The 17858-nt window shown below is 43.9% G+C and carries 16 protein-coding genes; 9 read left to right on the forward strand and 7 right to left on the reverse strand.

Translation table 11 applies throughout. The features are described from left to right. The first annotated feature begins 57 nt into the window (after positions 1–57). Positions 58–1563, forward strand: coding sequence for a recombinase family protein (locus tag FXV78_RS12990; protein ID WP_039959253.1), 1506 nt, complete (start codon positions 58–60; stop codon positions 1561–1563). After that, on the forward strand, positions 1508–2899 hold the full coding sequence (locus FXV78_RS12995) for a recombinase family protein (protein WP_004840557.1): 1392 nt from the start codon (positions 1508–1510) through the stop codon (positions 2897–2899). Before FXV78_RS12990 ends, FXV78_RS12995 begins: the two co-directional genes overlap by 56 nt. Here the strand turns inward: FXV78_RS12995 and FXV78_RS13000 are convergent, their stop codons facing one another. From FXV78_RS13000 to FXV78_RS13025, 6 genes are all read right to left on the reverse strand, one after another. Next, a complete protein-coding gene (locus FXV78_RS13000; protein WP_004840555.1) occupies positions 2900–3826 on the reverse strand; it encodes a DUF6551 family protein in 927 nt (308 codons plus the stop codon). Beyond that, entirely contained in the window at positions 3816–4796 is a 981-nt protein-coding gene (locus FXV78_RS13005) for a ParB N-terminal domain-containing protein (RefSeq protein ID WP_004840554.1), read from the reverse strand. The genes FXV78_RS13000 and FXV78_RS13005 overlap by 11 nt, the downstream gene beginning before the upstream one ends. Continuing rightward, a complete protein-coding gene (locus FXV78_RS13010; RefSeq protein WP_039959252.1) occupies positions 4793–5185 on the reverse strand; it encodes a hypothetical protein in 393 nt (130 codons plus the stop codon). Before FXV78_RS13010 ends, FXV78_RS13005 begins: the two co-directional genes overlap by 4 nt. Next, on the reverse strand, positions 5145–5864 hold the full coding sequence (locus FXV78_RS13015; RefSeq protein WP_004840550.1) for a hypothetical protein: 720 nt from the start codon (positions 5862–5864) through the stop codon (positions 5145–5147). Before FXV78_RS13015 ends, FXV78_RS13010 begins: the two co-directional genes overlap by 41 nt. Beyond that, positions 5857–7722, reverse strand: coding sequence for a recombinase family protein (locus FXV78_RS13020; RefSeq protein WP_004840547.1), 1866 nt, complete (start codon positions 7720–7722; stop codon positions 5857–5859). The genes FXV78_RS13015 and FXV78_RS13020 overlap by 8 nt, the downstream gene beginning before the upstream one ends. A gap of 137 nt (positions 7723–7859) precedes the next feature. Then, positions 7860–8237: a helix-turn-helix domain-containing protein gene (locus FXV78_RS13025; RefSeq protein ID WP_004840545.1), complete on the reverse strand. Its 378-nt coding sequence runs from the start codon at positions 8235–8237 to the stop codon at positions 7860–7862. A gap of 390 nt (positions 8238–8627) precedes the next feature. Between FXV78_RS13025 and FXV78_RS13030 the strand changes: the two genes are divergently transcribed. From FXV78_RS13030 to lepA, 7 genes are all read left to right on the forward strand, one after another. Further along, the gene (locus tag FXV78_RS13030) at positions 8628–8948 is read left to right on the forward strand and encodes a helix-turn-helix domain-containing protein (RefSeq protein ID WP_004840543.1); all 321 of its coding nucleotides are present in this window, start codon (positions 8628–8630) and stop codon (positions 8946–8948) included. Between the two features lie 86 nt (positions 8949–9034). Beyond that, positions 9035–9346 carry a hypothetical protein gene (locus tag FXV78_RS13035; protein ID WP_004840541.1) on the forward strand — a complete coding sequence of 104 codons (312 nt, stop codon included), beginning with the start codon at positions 9035–9037 and terminating at the stop codon, positions 9344–9346. Positions 9347–9426: 80 nt separating this feature from the next. Then, complete coding sequence (locus FXV78_RS13040; RefSeq protein ID WP_105084773.1) at positions 9427–10569, forward strand: AlbA family DNA-binding domain-containing protein; 1143 nt, start codon at positions 9427–9429, stop codon at positions 10567–10569. After that, the gene (locus tag FXV78_RS13045; protein ID WP_004840537.1) at positions 10566–11546 is read left to right on the forward strand and encodes a hypothetical protein; all 981 of its coding nucleotides are present in this window, start codon (positions 10566–10568) and stop codon (positions 11544–11546) included. Before FXV78_RS13040 ends, FXV78_RS13045 begins: the two co-directional genes overlap by 4 nt. Before the next feature lie 203 nt (positions 11547–11749). Then, the gene (locus FXV78_RS13050; protein WP_004840536.1) at positions 11750–13339 is read left to right on the forward strand and encodes a DNA internalization-related competence protein ComEC/Rec2; all 1590 of its coding nucleotides are present in this window, start codon (positions 11750–11752) and stop codon (positions 13337–13339) included. 23 nt (positions 13340–13362) lie between these two features. Then, the gene (gene holA, locus FXV78_RS13055; RefSeq protein ID WP_009243915.1) at positions 13363–14340 is read left to right on the forward strand and encodes a DNA polymerase III subunit delta; all 978 of its coding nucleotides are present in this window, start codon (positions 13363–13365) and stop codon (positions 14338–14340) included. A gap of 115 nt (positions 14341–14455) precedes the next feature. Further along, on the forward strand, positions 14456–16270 hold the full coding sequence (gene lepA / locus FXV78_RS13060) for a translation elongation factor 4 (protein ID WP_009243914.1): 1815 nt from the start codon (positions 14456–14458) through the stop codon (positions 16268–16270). Between the two features lie 59 nt (positions 16271–16329). Here the strand turns inward: lepA and FXV78_RS13065 are convergent, their stop codons facing one another. Next, positions 16330–17841 carry a tagaturonate reductase gene (locus tag FXV78_RS13065; RefSeq protein ID WP_004840529.1) on the reverse strand — a complete coding sequence of 504 codons (1512 nt, stop codon included), beginning with the start codon at positions 17839–17841 and terminating at the stop codon, positions 16330–16332. Positions 17842–17858: the final 17 nt, after the last annotated feature.

A 17858-nucleotide genomic window follows, 5' to 3' on the forward strand; every position in this document is an offset into this window, starting at 1 on the left:
CTATTATTGGCTTTCAGAGTGATATATAGACTACCAAAACGGAAGGAGGTAAGGCTTGTGGAAATTCAGATCAGGGAAGGCGGCAGGGAACAGAAAAGAAAATTGAAAGTCTGTGCATACTGCCGTGTATCGACAGATGCGGATGAACAGGAAAATTCATTGGAAAATCAGGTCAGGTATTATGAGACGGTCATAAAAGCAAATCCTAATTATGAATATGCCGGAGTTTACAGTGACTTTGCGATATCAGGATTTAAAGAAAAGAGACCCGGTCTGCAGAAGATGCTTGCCGATGCAGAAAAAGGTAAGATAGACCTTATACTAACAAAATCAGTATCACGTTTTGCAAGAAACACCTCAATCGTTCTGGAAGCTACACGAAAGCTGAAAGAACTGAATGTAGGTGTTTTTTTTGAACTTCAGAATATCAATACGCTGTCAGGGGAAGGCGAGCTTATGCTTACGATCCTTGCAGCATTCGCACAGGCAGAAAGCGAGAGCGGAAGCACTGGTGCAAAGATGGTGTACCAGAGAAAGTATGAGGCGGGGATTCCCGTACAGTACCTTGAGCGGTCTTTCGGCTATACGAAAGATGAGAGGGGAATATTTGTTGCTGACGAAGAGGAAGCCGTATGGGTAAGGAAAATCTATGAGATGGCAGCAGACGGATATACTCCCGCAGCAATTAAACGGTATCTGAATGAAAACGGGGTAAAGACCGTGGGCGGTGCAGAATGGATTGACAGCACGGTGTTCCGTCTCATTGAAAATGAAATCTACAAAGGTGATTACATCATGCATAAGCATTTTGTGAATGAAGAAAGAAAACTGGTCAGGAACAGGGGAGAGGTGGATGCGTGGTACATCGAGGATGATCATGAAGCCATTGTGTCCCCTGAACTCTGGCAGAGGGCACAGGACGCACTGGAAGCAAAAAGGGATTATCTTGCGGAAGGTTCGGTAATCGAAGAATTCACGGAAGAAAATTATCCTTACATGAACAAGATCTACTGTGCCAAATGCGGACATCCCCTTTATAAGCGGATCTACAGTAAAGGCAACAGGCTCAACTGGGGATGCAGCGGGATGAAACGGTATGGGAAGTCCTTCTGTGACGGGATCAATATCCCGGACGGTGTGCTTCGGAGTGCATGGCATTTTGAAGAAAACACCTACATTGACGAGAAGGCATCGGATAAAGGTGTGAAGGAATTTTCCTACTTAAAAGAACGTTCATGGAAAAGAAGACACAAAAAGAAGCAGCCGCCGACCATCCCGGAAAATACCGAAGCAGAGTATCCGTACAGGGAGAAAATCTACTGTGCATTGTGCGGAAGCAGACTCGTAAGGCATGTGGATACCAAAAGCCATAAGGTCACATGGGTATGCAACGGCAGAAAGCGTAAAGGGAAAGACTTCTGCGATGGGACAAGGGTTCCTGACACCATCCTGAAGGGGTGGGGAGAAATCAAAAAAGATATTTATATTCAGAGAAAGGATGATAAGAATGGCAAGAAGCGTTACAGTTATACCAGCAAGAAACCGTCAGGCATCGGGGCATAGGGCAGCACCGCAGAAGAAGATAAGGGTTGCAGCTTACTGCCGTGTATCAACGGATCAGGAAGACCAGCTCCACAGCTTTGAGGCTCAGGTCGATTATTATACGAAATACATCAATGACCATGAAAATTATGAAATGGCCGGCATCTATGCGGATGAGGGTATTTCGGGAACCAATACGAAGAAGAGGGAGCAGTTCAAACGCATGATTGCGGACTGCGAGAAGGGAAAGATCGACCTTGTCATAACAAAATCCATCAGCCGTTTTGCCAGAAACACGCAGGACTGCCTGATGTATTCCAGAAAGCTGAAGAACCTCGGAATCGGCATTATTTTCGAGAAGGAAAACATCAACACACTGGATTCCACGGGCGAGCTTTTGTTTACCATCTTAAGCTCCCTTGCACAGGATGAATCCAGAAACATTTCAGAGAACTGCAAATGGGGCATCCGCACGAAATTCAAGAACGGTGAGATGCACCTCAACACATTTAAATTCTTGGGGTACGACAAGGATGAGAATGGAAAGCTCATCATCAACAGGGAACAGGCAAAGACGGTGAGACGCATTTACAGGGATTTCCTCTGGGGGCTGAATCCTGCACAGATTGCGAAAGAACTGGAAGAGGAACAGGTGCCGGGATGCCTCGGACAGACCAAATGGTACGCAAGCACTGTGGTCGGAATACTGAAACAGGAAAAGCACATGGGCGATGCGTTACTGCAGAAAACCTATACGGCTGACTTCCTTACCAAGCGACAGGTAAAGAATAACGGGGAAGTGGCACAGGTCTATGTAAAGGACAGTCATAAGGGAATCATTGATAAGGAAACATGGAATGCGGTTCAGGAAGAATTTGACCGCAGGGAGAAATTCATGCAGAAGCATGGGACAGACCGCTACAGTTACGGTTCGGAATGCTATCCATTCTGTGAGAAGATCTTCTGCGGGGAATGCGGAAGTCTCTTTACAAGACATTCTTGGAAATCAAGGGGAATCATACAGTGGCAGTGTAAGAACCACCGTAAGGATGGAAAGGTGGTATGCACCAACGCTTATGTAGATAATGCCGATCTGGAAAAGGGATTTTTAAAGGCATTCAACCGACTGGTCAGTGAACGGGAAAAGCATATGGAAAGATGGAATGCCATGAAAGCAGACGGGACTGCGCTTGAGAAGATAAGGGCGGTGCAGATGATGGAAGCAACCGAAAACGGACAGCTCCAGAAGTATGTTCCTGAAGCCGCACAGCTTGTCTTGGAAGAAATAACAATATCCGGGGCAAAGAAATATGAGTTTGTATTCTTGGAAGGCAGCAGGGTAAAGGTTCCCGTATGATCATTCGGAAACCTCCCCATCATCATTCAGACCGAATAAGTCAAGCTGGCTGCTCTGAGGCATATCATCATTATTTTCTTCTTCCGGCTCCGGCTCATCCGTTTTCTTCTGGGGCAGCTTATGTGTGTAGAGCTTATCCCACGGAAGCGGATTACGGCATTTCTTGTTATAGCCGATAAGGAGTGCTTCTGCAAATCCAAGGGAGCCGGAACGCCTGTCCTTGGCGGTACGGGACAGTTCCTTAATGGAGATCCTTCCAAGTTTTTCCTTAAATACATCATCCTTGACGGCATCCCCATAGGCATTTAGGAAGCGTGCCAGTCCGTTCATCATATTTGCACTGAAGGACTGGGATGCACCTTCCCATGTTGCGACAATCAGACGGATCACATGGTCAAGCATGTGGTAGCCGTATTTGTCGTGGATGTTCTCAAGCGTGGCAACGGCACAGATACCGCCCGGAACGGATGAAGAAGTGATGGAGAGGTCATAGGATTCCACCAGATCACGGATGATAAGCTGCTTATCGTTGCCGGCCTCGATGTTTGCCATGAATATTTCATAGGGCAGCAGGGGCTTTACATATTTCATCTGGTTTGCAAAAATATCTGCTTCGTGTTCATATACGAGGTCATCATAGACCATGCACCATACGGGAGTCTCCCTTGAGCCGGAGACCAGTGCCACGATCTCAATGGTATGCTGTCCATTGAATACATAGTTGATGCCGTTCCGGCGGCTGACCTTTACGGGATTTATCTGGTACAGGTCAAAGTTCGCAGCAGCACGCTGGACATGGTGCTGTGAGAGGTTGCGCTGATATTCCTGATTGGATACAAGGTTTTTTATGGGAATCTGCTCAAAGTGTACTTTTGGAACATACTGCATGAGGTCAGTCTGTTCTGCTGTCTGCTGTTCATCTGTCATTTGAATCCTCCTCCAACTGCTTCAGCAGTCTGTTTATTTTTCGTGTAAGGTTTACGAGCTGCGTTTTTACTTCCTGCCGTGCAGAAGCGGATGTGGAAGGAAAATCAGTAAGTTCCATCGTCCTTGATATGGTCTTGGACCATGAAGGAATGGTAAATTTAAGGCTTGAAAGCTCGGCATCCGGGTCGGAAACGGGCATCTGTTTGATTCCGGCTTCGGCATTTTCCTTTTCCCGTCTGCGTCTGCGGTAATCCGGCTTCCCTGTCGGAAGTCTCTGCCATCTAAGTTCATGCCGTAACTGGGAGTAGCCGATGCGGTCGATAGAACCGCTTTCGAGCAGTCTTTTGAGTCCGTTGATATCCTCGATGGGAAGCCGTGACAGTTCGATGACATTTTCATGGGACACACGGAGGCTACCGTTTAATATCCTGTTGGTTATTTCAGGACCTTTGATGCGGATCTCATCAAGTGCCCTTGCATACACATCATATTTTGTAACGGTGGAAAAACCGAAGTTGTATTCCTTTCCGATAATGGTGGCAATCTCGGTTTTCTGTACATATTTCTGTGATAGCTGTCCGTCTGCGTTGGGCTGTTTTTCAGGATGCTCCCTTAAAAAAGCAGCACTGGCAGCATTCATATCCGCACGGAAGAGTCTGCCGATAAGGTACTTTTTATATTCACTTGTAAGGTCGGTGCGTTTGAGCTGCTCTGCACACAGGTAGGATTCTGCCTCGTCACGGCTCTGAAAGATGAGTCTCCGTATGTTGAAGCGGATATCCCATTTCTTACAGATGGAATAGCGGAGATGCCCGTCTATGAGGATGTTTCCCCAGACGCATACGGCATCATGGCAGCCGTGGTCAAAGATATCTTCTTCAAGTTCTTCTATGTATTTTTCGTCCCTCGGCTGGATGAGTTCTAAAAATCCATTGTCGGTTTCAAATTCTGGTGTCTGGCTGTCACTCATACTGTTTCCTCCGTTCTGGCAGAGTCATCCACGAGGACGCATTCCTGCATGGAGAAACTTGCCAGTCCTTCTTTCTGATTTATTGCGCCATAGATGCGGTATGACCTGTTGTTGGAAAGTTCCGAGTTGGTCTGCCTTAATGTCTGGAGCAGTTCACGGCTGTATAATTCATAGCTGTTTCTGATGCCGGAGTAACATGCCCTGACATGATGTGCAAGATAATCCTGACGGACACTTTTTCTTACGGCAATCATATGGGTGCATGGATTTACCAGAAGCTGGATGTATTCCGGATCACCGAGCATATGAAGGGTATGTTTATGTATTCGGATACGGTTTTTCTTTAAGTCAATGCATAGGATCGGCTGGGAAGAGGGTTGATTGCTCATAGTGTGTTTCCTCCTTTGGTGGTACTGATGTGTTTTGGGCTTCTTCAGACGGCTGCGTATTCTCGGAAATTCCAAATACTGCATAACCGTCAAACATATTAATCTGTAAATTGCTCTGGTGTTCCTCAACCGGGACACCGAACTGGTTCTGCCATTCCGCAGGATATGTAGGGGTGCGGGATGTCTTTATTTTCCCGTCTTCTTTTTCTGCCCGGACATATATTTCAGGAGTGGTCAGGTCGAAGACGAATAAGAGTTCATTATCTGACCGTATCAGCTTGCCGAGCAGTTTATAACGGTAGCTTGGATTCCATTCCATCAGGCTTATTACCTTGGCAAAGAAGATACGGCATGTGATCTGCCTTGGGGAACGCTTCTTGGTTGCGGAGCACCAGCGGAAAGAATCCTTCTCATCTTCCTGACAGGGGCGGACGGCAAGTTTCTTTTCATCCGGGTTCACAAGGATCTGCACGAAATCAGTCTGTGGCAGTTTTTTGATACATGCGGTATTCACGGATACCTTGTTCGCATTAAATGTAAAGGACGGTTCGTAGGTGTGGGCGAAAAATTCACCACGCACCACCTGATACCCCTCATAACTGAAGGCATCGTCCTCAATGATCTGTAAGTCCCTTGAAGCGGACTGGGTTATGTTCTCATTGTTTGGCTGTTCATTCATTACTGTTCTCCTTCATGTCAGACATAAGCTGTTCTATGTTTTTCTCTACTTCATCAGGACTGGTTACCTGTATGTCTGAATCTTTGTATGCAACGGCTTCGTTGGAAATCACATCCCGGCTGTTGAATCCGGCAAGCTCATGTGCCTGTGCGTGGCAGTAGTAGTTGCTGCCGAAAGTATCCGCCCAGTCAGGCGGGTAAGCACGGACGTTCTTTTTCTGGTTGTCAGTGAACGGTTTTACATCCGTCCGGGCATCGGATGTCTGCTGCTCATCGATCACATCACTCGGAATAAAGATCTCTGTCTCTTCCAGATTGAAAAGAAGGACAGCATCATTCCCGTTTCCACGTCTGATTCCCGTTATGCGGTAGCGGCAGTCCGTGTTCCAGCCGAGAAGTGCATAGACGGTCGGCATAAAGGCAGTACCGCTGACTGCCCTTGGGACAGAAAGCTCTCCACGCTTCTTTGCCCACTGCATGGCATTCCTGTGAGCCTGAGAGGCAGTCCTTACGGCAAAAAGATGTTTATTTGGGTGGAGCAGAAGTTCTACCAGTGTACTGTTTAATTTTCTTACTGCTGCGGTTGAGAATTTGATATCATTCAGACTGAATGTCACGGTAATACGGTCAGTGCCGTCAAAGAACTGTGAACGTGCAATTTCATATCCGCGCAGGTCAAAATCCCCGGACTGCACCTCAACGGACGAGGCGGACGGAGAAAGCTGTTCCATCTGGTCATACACACTTAAGGAAGCACTGATATAATCATTTTCCTTAAAGCCGGCCCACCGTGGATTGATGGATACAAATCCTTTCAGTACCCCGTTAGATATAACCTTAAGTTCCGGCAGTATCCCTTTATTTCCATACTTGGCGTTGCTGATGAGACGTTGGACGGCAATGAAATCATCACGTGAGATGATGGCTTCATGGTGGTTGCGCTTCCTGTACTGCGGACGGTTCTGCATGTTCTTTTTTGATTTGTGGTTCAGGTAATTCGGTGTATAGGTCTTTCGTGCAAGTACATCACCGCAGTGCCTTTCATTCTGCAGTATCTGAAGGATCGAACCGGGAGACCAGACGGTATTCCCTTTCTTTGTTTCACAGCCCAGTTCCGTCATGGTATCGGCAATCTCCTGACAGGTGCAGCCGTTTAAGTACATCATGAATATCAGACGCACGATTTTTGCTTCCCCTTCATTGACCACCAGATTCCCGTCCTCGTCATGGTCATAGCCGAGAAGCGTAGGAGTGAGGAATATTCCCCTTCGGAAACGCATCTCAATGGAAGCATTCATGATCTCACTTTTGGTATGGCTTTCTTCCTGTGCAAGGGTAGCCATGAAAGAGAGCACCATTTCGCTTTTCGGGTCAAAGGTATTCAGCCTTTCCGTCTCAAAAAAGACACCGACAGGATGCGGAAGGGCGAGGAGTTCACGAACATATCCAATGCAGTCCACGACATTTCTGGCAAAACGGGATACGCTTTTGGTAACGATGAGATCGATTTCCCCTTTCTTGCAGTCCTCGATCATCAATTTAAACTGGTCCCGGTGCTGCAGGGAAGTGCCGGAGATGCCTTCGTCCGCATAGATCTGTACGAGCTTCCAGTTCGGACTTTTGCTGATGACATCGTGGTAATGGTTTTTCTGCAACTCATAAGAAGATGTCTGTCTTGGATCATCCGTGGATACCCGTGCATAAACGGCTACCCTCTGTTCATTTTCAACTGCAAATATATCTTCCTGCGGAAGCGCCGGAATCACATCAAGTTCATCAATGCTGACACCTTTATACCGCTCCCTGATCTTATTTTTCTGGTCAGCAACGGAGCCGGCCTTCTGTTCGTTATCTTTCATGTCTTACCACCTTTTTCTTATGATGTGGTTTATTATAAAATTTTCATACGAAAATAAAATAGACCATACGGACACGCATATCCGCATAGTCTATTCCAAAGAAAAATTTTATATGTGAAAATAGTGTGCCGCAGCATCTAGGCTTCGTCAGCCGAGATATGCCATCCGTTTTTATGCATGCTGTCGATGCTTGCTTTCACCATTTCGTAAATGAAGCGTTTCTCATTTTCCGTACATTCTGCCATCAGCAGATCAAGGTCGGTCTGATAAGCGGTCGGGTTGTGAAGCTGGACTCCGGCAAGCAGTTCATCGACAGTTATTCCAAGGGCATTTACAATTCTGATAATGGATTCAAGGCTTGCTTTGCGTTTGGCATTCTCAATATGGCTTATGTAGGAGATGGAGAGTTCCGTTTCCTCTGCAAGCTGTGCCTGTGAAAAATTGTTCTGTTCCCTGACTTCCTTAATGCGGTATCCGATCTGCTTATGATTTACAGACGAAAGTGATTCATTCATAATGTTACCTCCTGTTTCTTTTTCTTACGCAAATAGATTATCTATCAGTGAGTGGTAAAAAGTTATGTAATTTAATCAAGCAGAGTGGAGTATTGCCGGATAACGGAATGTAAATATATGTAGACATTTGTCGAACGATATTTATTGATGGGCAGTATAAAAGATGCTATGCTGATGGTGGAACTGGACAACATGGAAGTGAAGAAATCAAGGAAAAACAAGGAATTATAAGAAAAACATATTGAACTGCGGTGTGCTGCTGTTCATATTTTTTTACCCATTATAGTAAAGTACAGTGGAGTAAATTACTAAAGAGATATGGTTCTAATATTTATTCTAGTTTGCGGTTAAAATAAATGTATCGCAGAGCAGAAGAGAGGTGTAATTTACTTGCGTACAGAGGACTATATCCCGAAAAGGGTAAAAGAATTATGCAGCAAGCATAAGGTTTCCAAGTACCGACTCGCACAGCTCACTGATATGTCACAGACAGCTTTAGGGAATATAATCAAGAAAGAGAGCATTCCAACGATACCGACTTTGGAAAGAATCTGTGATGCATTCGGAATTTCACTAGCACAGTTTTTTGCTGGGGACGGCATGAGACCGGATCTGACAGATGAGCAGGAAGAGATATTGGAAACATGGGATAACCTAAATGCTGATGAGCGGAGAATTTTAATGAACTTCGTGAGATCATTGAAGAAATAAGGGGAAGCAGTTCAATTGTATCTGATTGATTGTTTCCCCTTTTTCTATGCACTTTCCACGGCAGAAGAAAGCAGTGAGGATACATAATGAGTGTAAAAGATGAGGAGTTCAAAACAAAAATCTATGATCTGATGAACGGAAGCTACAATCTTGAGGAGTACCCGATTGCGGAAAGCAGTGTGGTAAAAGATGAGTTTGCAGAAGGGGAATACTGCGAAAAGTTATATTCACAGATGTTGGAAGCGTATGAGCGAGTATGCAGAAGACTTGGATTGCCGGACTCGGAAGACAAGGATGTGGAGATCATCATATCAAATCTCATGAGTATAGGCAGATATCAGAGCATAAAAATGTTCGATTACGGGGTGCTTTTTACAGAAAGAGAAAATGAACAGTAAGTTGATATCAAAAAAGGTGTGGCTGCGATTGGATGGCTGCCCTTTTTTTTGATATAATGAGGACGGAAGGAGAAGAAAGGATGAGCGGACTTAATGATTTGTCACTTAATAGAATAGTTGAAATTTTGGCTTCAAAAGGACATGAAGGCGAATATTGGGATTATAAACAGGAGTGGCATGATAATATGACGGATTTATTAAAGGACATTATTTGTTTTGCCAATACTCCTCATGATGCAAACTGTTATCTTTTATTTGGAATTGATGATGATGGTCGTATTGTAGGGATGCAAAAGAATAGACGTAAACAGGCTGATATTTTGGAAGCAATGGATAATCTTTGGTTCATTGGGGACGTTAAACCTGAAATTTCCGTAGAGACCGTTGTAATAAATGAGATAGAGGTAGATGTTATCACCATATATAACACGCAGAAGACACCTATATATTTAAAAAGAAATTATGGAGAAATGCTTGCAGGATGTATTTACATGAGAAATGGGGATAAAAATACTCCCAATAAAGGAATGGCAAGTATTGATGATGTAGAGAAACTTTGGAAGAAGCGATTTGGATTGTTACAAACGCCATTAGATTATATTGTTGGAAGACTGCAATATCAGACAGAGTGGAAGCAACAGAATCGTACTTATTATAATATGTATAGGCCTGAATATCAGTTGAAAATATTGGAGGATGACGATGATCGTGCGATTCCTGAATATTATGCCTATGCGATGACTAATGAAAGTACATTGTATGAAATGGTACAGATTTTAGCAGGACATACGGTTTTGGAAGAATATCAGCTTGTAATATTAGATAGTGGAAGATTGCGTACTCCAACACCTGAATGGGGATTTGCTGGATATGATAAATACGGAGTTGATCATAAATTTACATACAAATATTTCATAAAGGGAAGCACAAGATACAAATTACATCAATTCTTTTTAGATAATGATAGTGAAGAAGCAATATATGCAAATAGGGAATTGATGGATGTGGTTTTACTTTATGAAACAGAAGATGAGAAAACTGCGTTTGAAGCGTACATTGAGGATAATCAAGATAAGATAGTTGAATGCATTGCCGGTAAGGACAAATATTCATATATTCAGGCAACTAATGAATTGGATACAAAAGAATGTAAAAAAAGGTTAAATACAGGATTGGCTTTGAATGAAGAACTTTATAAATGGAGAAATAGGAGAACATTATGATAACTTTTGATTTTTTTAACGATAGTTCGACAGAACTTGTAGAAAAATTCTGTGAGTACTTTAAGTTAGACAAGGAAACGGTCGAGGATTATTTTAGTAGGGTCAATCCTGATACATTAACACCAGAAACATTGGTGAGAAAGTTCGACTTAAAATTAAATGAATACGATAGCAGTCAATTGCAAATAGTGTGCCGTCATATGACAACATCTACAGAAGATGAAATCTATTCCTTTGTGGATAAAGGTATTCTTGATTTAAGAACCATGCTTCAAGAGAACACTCCCTTATCTAAATTTTTATTGGAACACAAAATTAAAGTGGATGTTGATGGACATAAAATAGAAATTAAAGGGAAAAATTATCCGATATTGAGTAACAAAGAAGTCTGTCCAGAATGTTATAATGGCAGAGAACGTATTTGCACAGGATATTCAAGATGTGAAAGCTTTGAAAAACTCACTTATCTTGCGACAAAATTATATTATTACGATGCAACTGTGGAGTGTTTCATTCATGTAACACTAGACGAGATGAAAAGTTATTCGACCATTGTTAGGTGTCCAGAAATATTGAATACATTGGATGATGTTTGTTCGGCAGTAAATGGACAGTTTTCTACTACATACAATTTATGCTATGATTGGATGGCAAAAAAGCGAAATTGTTATGTGCTAGAGTATACTAGTCGTTGGTCGGACATGGAAACTTTTGCTCCGATAAATTATAGAGATGCTTATCGAGACTATGAAAGTCTTTTATGTTCTTGCGGCTTTGATTTCACAGACTATATGGACGAGATTATACCGAAAAAGGTATATGATAATATTACTTTTTTGAGAAGATTTGTATCCATCTATTTTTATAATGAAGAGGAATATGGGTCATTGCTTGCTGGAAATTCAGTGCCACCTGAAGCACTAAAAGTGTTTGAAGTTAGAGAAAATGATTTGGTAGAGCTCGCTCTGTCTAAGTAGCGTTATATTTGAAGTATAACAATGTGTATAAAAACAATTCTGCGAAATTATACAAATCTGAAAACTATGTGATTTTCAAGCTATCCCGGGGAGCATATCCCACAGGGGATAGTCCCCCTAAGCCGTAAGGGATAGGTATCCCCTTTTAATAAGTAGTTACACCATCTATAAATGACAGGGGAAAACCCCAGACGGGACTTCATATGTCATTTATCGGAATGGGATTTTACGGGCTTTTACGCAGAGTGGGATGTCCTGTGAAACCGGCGGGAGTGCTGGGAATTTTGTTTTTGCTTGGCTACACGGTTATGATCGGAGGCGGGGTATCTGCAATCCGGGCATTTGTTATGTTTGGCATCCGGGTAGGAGCAGATCTGTGCGGCAGAGCGTATGACATGGCTACCAGTCTGGCTGTGGCAGCGGCGCTGATTGCGCTGGAGAGTCCGATGTACCTTCGGGATGCCGGATATCTGCTCTCTTTTGGAGCGGTGCTTGGAATGGCGGCAGTGTATCCGTTAATGATGAGACAGGGAAAAACAAAGTCAAAGATCCTGCAAAGCTTTCAGGCGAGTCTTGCGGTCAATCTGGTTCTTTTTCCGGTCATGCTTTCTTTTTATTATGAATTTCCCCCGTATTCTCTTCTTTTAAATCTCGTGATCATTCCTCTGATGTCTGTCGTTCTGGGCGCAGGACTTCTGGGCTCTTTTCTGTGTCTTTTTTTCAAACCGGCAGGAGGTGTTGTATTTCTTTTATGCAGGGGAATTCTCAATCTGTATGAATGGAGCTGCAATTTGAGTATGAAACTGCCGTTTTCCAGAATTGTTACCGGAAAGCCGGAAGTTAGCTGGATCGTGCTGTATTATGCAGTATTGCTTCTGGTCTGTCTGTACTGGATGCTTCGAAAAGAGAAAACAGGAAAAACCTGTTTTGCGTGGGGAATGCTGGCAGCGGCCGGAATCTGTCTGGCAGCAAGCGGTCAGATGAAACACCACGGGGTGTTTCAGGCGACGATGCTGGATGTGGGACAGGGCGATGGAATTTTTCTGAGAACACCCAATGGGAGAACCTGTTTTGTAGATGGAGGCAGCAGCGATATCTCTAAAGTCGGGGAGTATCGAATTGTTCCGTTTCTGGAATCTCAGGGAGTAAAAGAGCTGGATTATGTTTTTGTTTCTCATGGCGATGCAGATCATATGAGTGGAATCGAGGAAATCCTTCAGAATCAGACCCTTGGAGTACGAATCAAAAATCTGGTGCTGCCGCCGGTAAGGCTTCATGATGATGCGTTGAAAAAGCTGGGAAAAACGGCAAAGGAAAATGGCACGAAAGTATTTGGAATGGAGGCAGGTCAGCAGATGAGCCTGGGAGAGATGAGTCTGACTTGTATGGCGCCTTCACAGGAATATCAGGGTGAGACTGGAAATGCAGCGTCTATGGTGTTGTGGATGGAATGGAAAAATCTGGAGATGCTGTTAACCGGAGATGTGGAAGGAGAGGGAGAAGTGCAGCTCACAGAGTGGATGAGAGCACATGGAAAAACAAAGTGTGATATTCTGAAAGCCGCGCATCACGGCTCTAAGAATTCGACACTGCCGGAATTTTTACAGCAGCTGACACCGAAATATGCATGGATTTCATCGGGAATCGGCAACCGGTACGGACATCCGGCAAAGGAGACTGTAGAGAGACTCAGTGAAAAAGGATGCGAATTGTATGGGACGCAGGAGTACGGGGCAGTCACCTTAAAGATAAAAGGGGAAAAAGCTGTGATAGAAACATTTTGCAAAAAGTAAAAGTTTCCGATATAATAGAAATTATGAAAAGTTTGAATGAAGATTTAAAAACAGGACAATTTAGTCAGATTTATCTCCTTTATGGAGAGGAAAACTATCTGAAGAAACAATATAAGGAACGTTTTGTCAAGGCCATGCTTCCGCAAGGAGATACTATGAATTACGCCTATTATGAAGGGAAAGGCGTGGAGATCCGGGAAGTCATTGATCTGGCAGAGACGCTACCTTTTTTTGCAGAACGCAGGTTGATCGTATTTGAAAATACCGGACTGTTTAAAAGTTCGGGTGCAGATCTGGCAGAGTATATCAAGACCATGCCGGAGACTACTTATTTTATTTTTGTGGAAGAAGAAGTGGACAAGCGCAGCAAGTTGTATAAGGCGGTGAAAGCAAAAGGTCATATTGTGGAACTTCCGTTTCAGGATGAATCTACATTGAAGCGTTGGATCCTTGGCAATGTCAGGCGGGAGGGAAAACAGATATCGGATGCTTCGGTCGGATATTTTCTGGGAAAAGTCGGAACCGATATGCAGAATATCCAGGGCGAACTGGAAAAACTGTTCTGCTATACACTGCATCGGGACGTGATCACACCGGAGGACATCGATGCAGTCTGTATCAACCAGATCGGAAATCATATTTTTGAGATGGTCAATGCAGTGGCAGAGAAAAAGCAGAGAAAAGCGCTGGATCTGTATTACGAACTGCTGGCATTAAAAGAGCCTCCTATGAGAATTTTATTTTTGCTGGTCAGGCAGTACCGGATTTTATTCCATGTACAGTCACTGCAGAAAAAAGGATACGGGAAAAAAGAAATTGCAGCAAAAGCAGGGCTGCATCCGTTTGCTGCGGGAAAATATATGGAGCAGACCCGGTATTTTAAGAGCGAAGAATTGCGTGCCGTGTTGGAAGAGAGTGCGGATCTGGAGGAGCGTGTGAAGACAGGAAGGCTGACAGATACACTGGCAGTGGAGTTGTTTTTGGTAAAATACTCATCGTAAATGACAGATGTTCTTGTCAAAACAGGAAAGGCATGATAGTATATTTTTGCATAAAACAGAAGAACATTCAGCATAGAAGAAAATAGAAAAAGACAGAGTTACTGGAGGAATGAACGTGTCATCAATTGATCAGAATAAAATACGAAATTTTTGCATCATTGCACATATCGACCATGGAAAATCTACGCTTGCAGACCGGATCATCGAAAAGACCGGACTTTTGACAAGTCGTGAGATGCAGTCGCAGGTGCTGGACAATATGGAACTGGAGAGGGAGCGCGGAATCACAATCAAAGCCCAGACTGTGCGTACCGTATACAAAGCAAACGACGGGGAAGAGTATATCTTCAACCTGATCGATACACCGGGACATGTGGATTTTAACTATGAAGTGTCCAGAAGTCTTGCAGCCTGTGACGGAGCAATCCTGGTTGTAGATGCAGCACAGGGAGTAGAAGCGCAGACATTGGCGAATGTGTATCTTGCGCTGGATCACGATCTGGATGTGTTTCCGGTTATCAACAAGATCGATCTGCCAAGTGCAGAGCCGGATCGCGTAAAAGAAGAGATTGAAGATGTGATTGGAATCGAGGCGGATGATGCTCCGTTGATCTCGGCAAAGACCGGACTCAACATTGAAGAAGTGCTGGAGCAGATCGTGAAGAAGATTCCGGCACCGGAAGGAGATCCGAAAGAGCCGTTAAAAGCATTGATCTTCGATTCGGTTTATGATGCTTACAAAGGTGTCATCGTATTCTGCCGGATCAAAGAGGGAAGTGTGAAAAAAGGAACAACGATCCGGATGATGGCAACAGGAGCACAGGCGGATGTTGTCGAGGTTGGATATTTTGGAGCCGGACAGTTTATTCCGTGTGATGAGCTGAGCGCGGGAATGGTTGGATATATCACAGCCAGTCTGAAAAATGTAAAGGACACCCGTGTCGGTGATACGATCACAGATGCGGCGCGGCCGTGTGCAGAACCTCTTCCGGGGTATAAAAAGGTAAATCCAATGGTGTATTGTGGATTGTATCCGGCAGATGGAGCAAAATATCCGGATTTGAGAGATGCGTTGGAAAAATTGCAGCTCAATGATGCGGCGCTGCAGTTTGAAGCGGAGACATCGGTGGCTCTTGGGTTTGGATTCCGCTGTGGATTCCTTGGGCTTTTGCATCTGGAGATCGTGCAGGAGCGTCTGGAGAGAGAGTATAATCTGGATCTTGTGACAACTGCGCCAAGTGTTATCTATAAAATCCATAAGACAAACGGAGAAGTGATCGACCTGACCAATCCAACCAATATGCCGGATCCTGCAGAGATCGAATATATGGAAGAGCCGATGGTGAAAGCAGAGATTATGGTGACTTCCGAGTTTATCGGTGCGATCATGGATCTGTGTCAGGAGCGCAGGGGGGGATATCAGGGAATGGAGTATATCGAAGAAAAGCGTGCAGTGATTCATTATCATCTGCCATTGAATGAGATTATTTACGATTTCTTTGATGCGTTGAAATCCCGTTCCAGAGGATATGCATCTTTCGATTATGAAATGCTGGGATACGAGCAGTCAGAGCTGGTAAAACTGGATATTCTGATCAATAAAGAAGAAGTGGATGCACTTTCCTTTATTGTACACAGTGCAACAGCATATGAGCGTGGAAGAAAGATGTGCGAGAAGCTCAAAGAAGAGATTCCAAGACAGCTTTTTGAGATCCCGATCCAGGCAGCAGTGGGAAGCAAGATCATCGCAAGAGAGACCGTCAGAGCAATGCGAAAAGACGTGCTTGCCAAGTGCTATGGCGGTGATATTTCCCGTAAGAAAAAGCTGTTGGAAAAACAGAAAGAAGGAAAGAAGAGGATGCGCCAGGTCGGAAACGTAGAGATTCCACAGAAAGCCTTTATGAGCGTATTGAAGCTGGATGAAAATTAGAGAAATACAAAAAACCTCGCCAAAGAAATGGTGAGGTTTTTGTTTTCCCATACATTTGATTATTCTGCAGCATTCACAATCTGTTTCATCAATTCATAACATCCTTTTTCCTGAATAAAAGTAAAGTCCTTTACAACAGTTTCTTCGAGTCCGGCAAGTGTTGTCAGATCTTTTCCCCAGAAGGACGTTTCGCTTAAGATGGCGTGAACATAGTCAGCGGCAGAATCGTCTTTGTGTGCGTCATAGAATTCCAGAACTTTCGGATCGTCAGAAATCGGATACTGGTTTTTGCCATTTCGATCCCCGGTAAAAGTTGCGTCCACAAATCCAATGCCTTTATAAAATGCCAGGTAAAAAGCGAGGGAGGCACTCAGGCAAGGAGGAACCTGCCCTGTTTTTTCCAGGTATCCTTCCAGAGAAGGAAGCACACGGGCTTTCCATTTTGCAGTCGAATTTAGAGAAATGGAGAGCAGTGCATGATCGATAAACGGATTTTGGAAGCGATCCGTCACGGACGCAGCAAAGCTCATCAGTTCTTCTTCCGGCAGAGTCAGTGTCGGAATGATCTCTTTATAGATTGCCTGATTCATGTAACCACGGATGACATCATCCTTCATACAGTCTCTTACAATGTCCTGTCCGGCAAGGTAAGCACCGAGTACCATGGAAGTATGAGCGCCGTTTAAGATGCGGACTTTCCGCTGTTTGTATGGTTTGTGGTCATCCGTGATCAGAATCGGAAGATTTGCCGCATCACAAGGAAATTCCTCTTTGATGGACTGCGGTCCTTCGATTACCCAGAATCCGAAGATTTCACCGGTGTTTAACACCTTGTCAATATAGCCGTTTTCCTGATTTAAATTGTCCGCATCAGAGCGTGGATAACCGGTTACAATCCGGTCTACCAAAGTAGAGCAGAAGAGGTTTGCCTTTTTGATCCATTTAGTGAAAGTTTCGCCCAGATTCCAGTCGGCAGCGTGTTTTAAGACGCATTTTTCCAGTTCTTTTCCGTTGTTGTCGATCAGTTCGCAGGAGAGGATGATAAATCCTTTTTTGACATCTCCCTGAAATGCTTCAAAACGTTTATGCAGAAACTGTGTCAGCTTTGCCGGAAAACTGTTTGCCGGAGTATCAGTGAACTGACAGGACGGATCATATACGATTCCGGCTTCTGTTGTATTGCAGGTGATGAAACGCAGTTCGGGATTTTTTGCACATTCCATAACTGCCTCATAGTCGCTGTATGCATTTAAGCAGCGGCTGATACAGGAGATTACCCGTTTGGAAGAGACTTCCTGTCCGTTTTCGGAACCACGTAAATACAGTGTGTAGAGACCTTCCTGTTCATTGATAAAATCTCCCACATCCGGAGTTGTGAATTTTGGAATTGGCTGTACCAGTACAACCTTGGAATTAAAATTTGCAGTTTCATTCATTTTATCGATAAAGAAATCGACAAATGCGCGCATAAAGTTTCCTTCTCCGAACTGTAAAACGCGTTCCGGAGCTTCGTTTAATAAATATCCATCATAATTTAAATCCTGTAAGGTCTGGTAATTTAAATGTTTCATAGCAAAAATTATCCTTT

Origin of the sequence: Mediterraneibacter gnavus ATCC 29149 (assembly GCF_008121495.1) — a bacterium.
Taxonomy (GTDB): domain Bacteria; phylum Bacillota; class Clostridia; order Lachnospirales; family Lachnospiraceae; genus Mediterraneibacter; species Mediterraneibacter gnavus.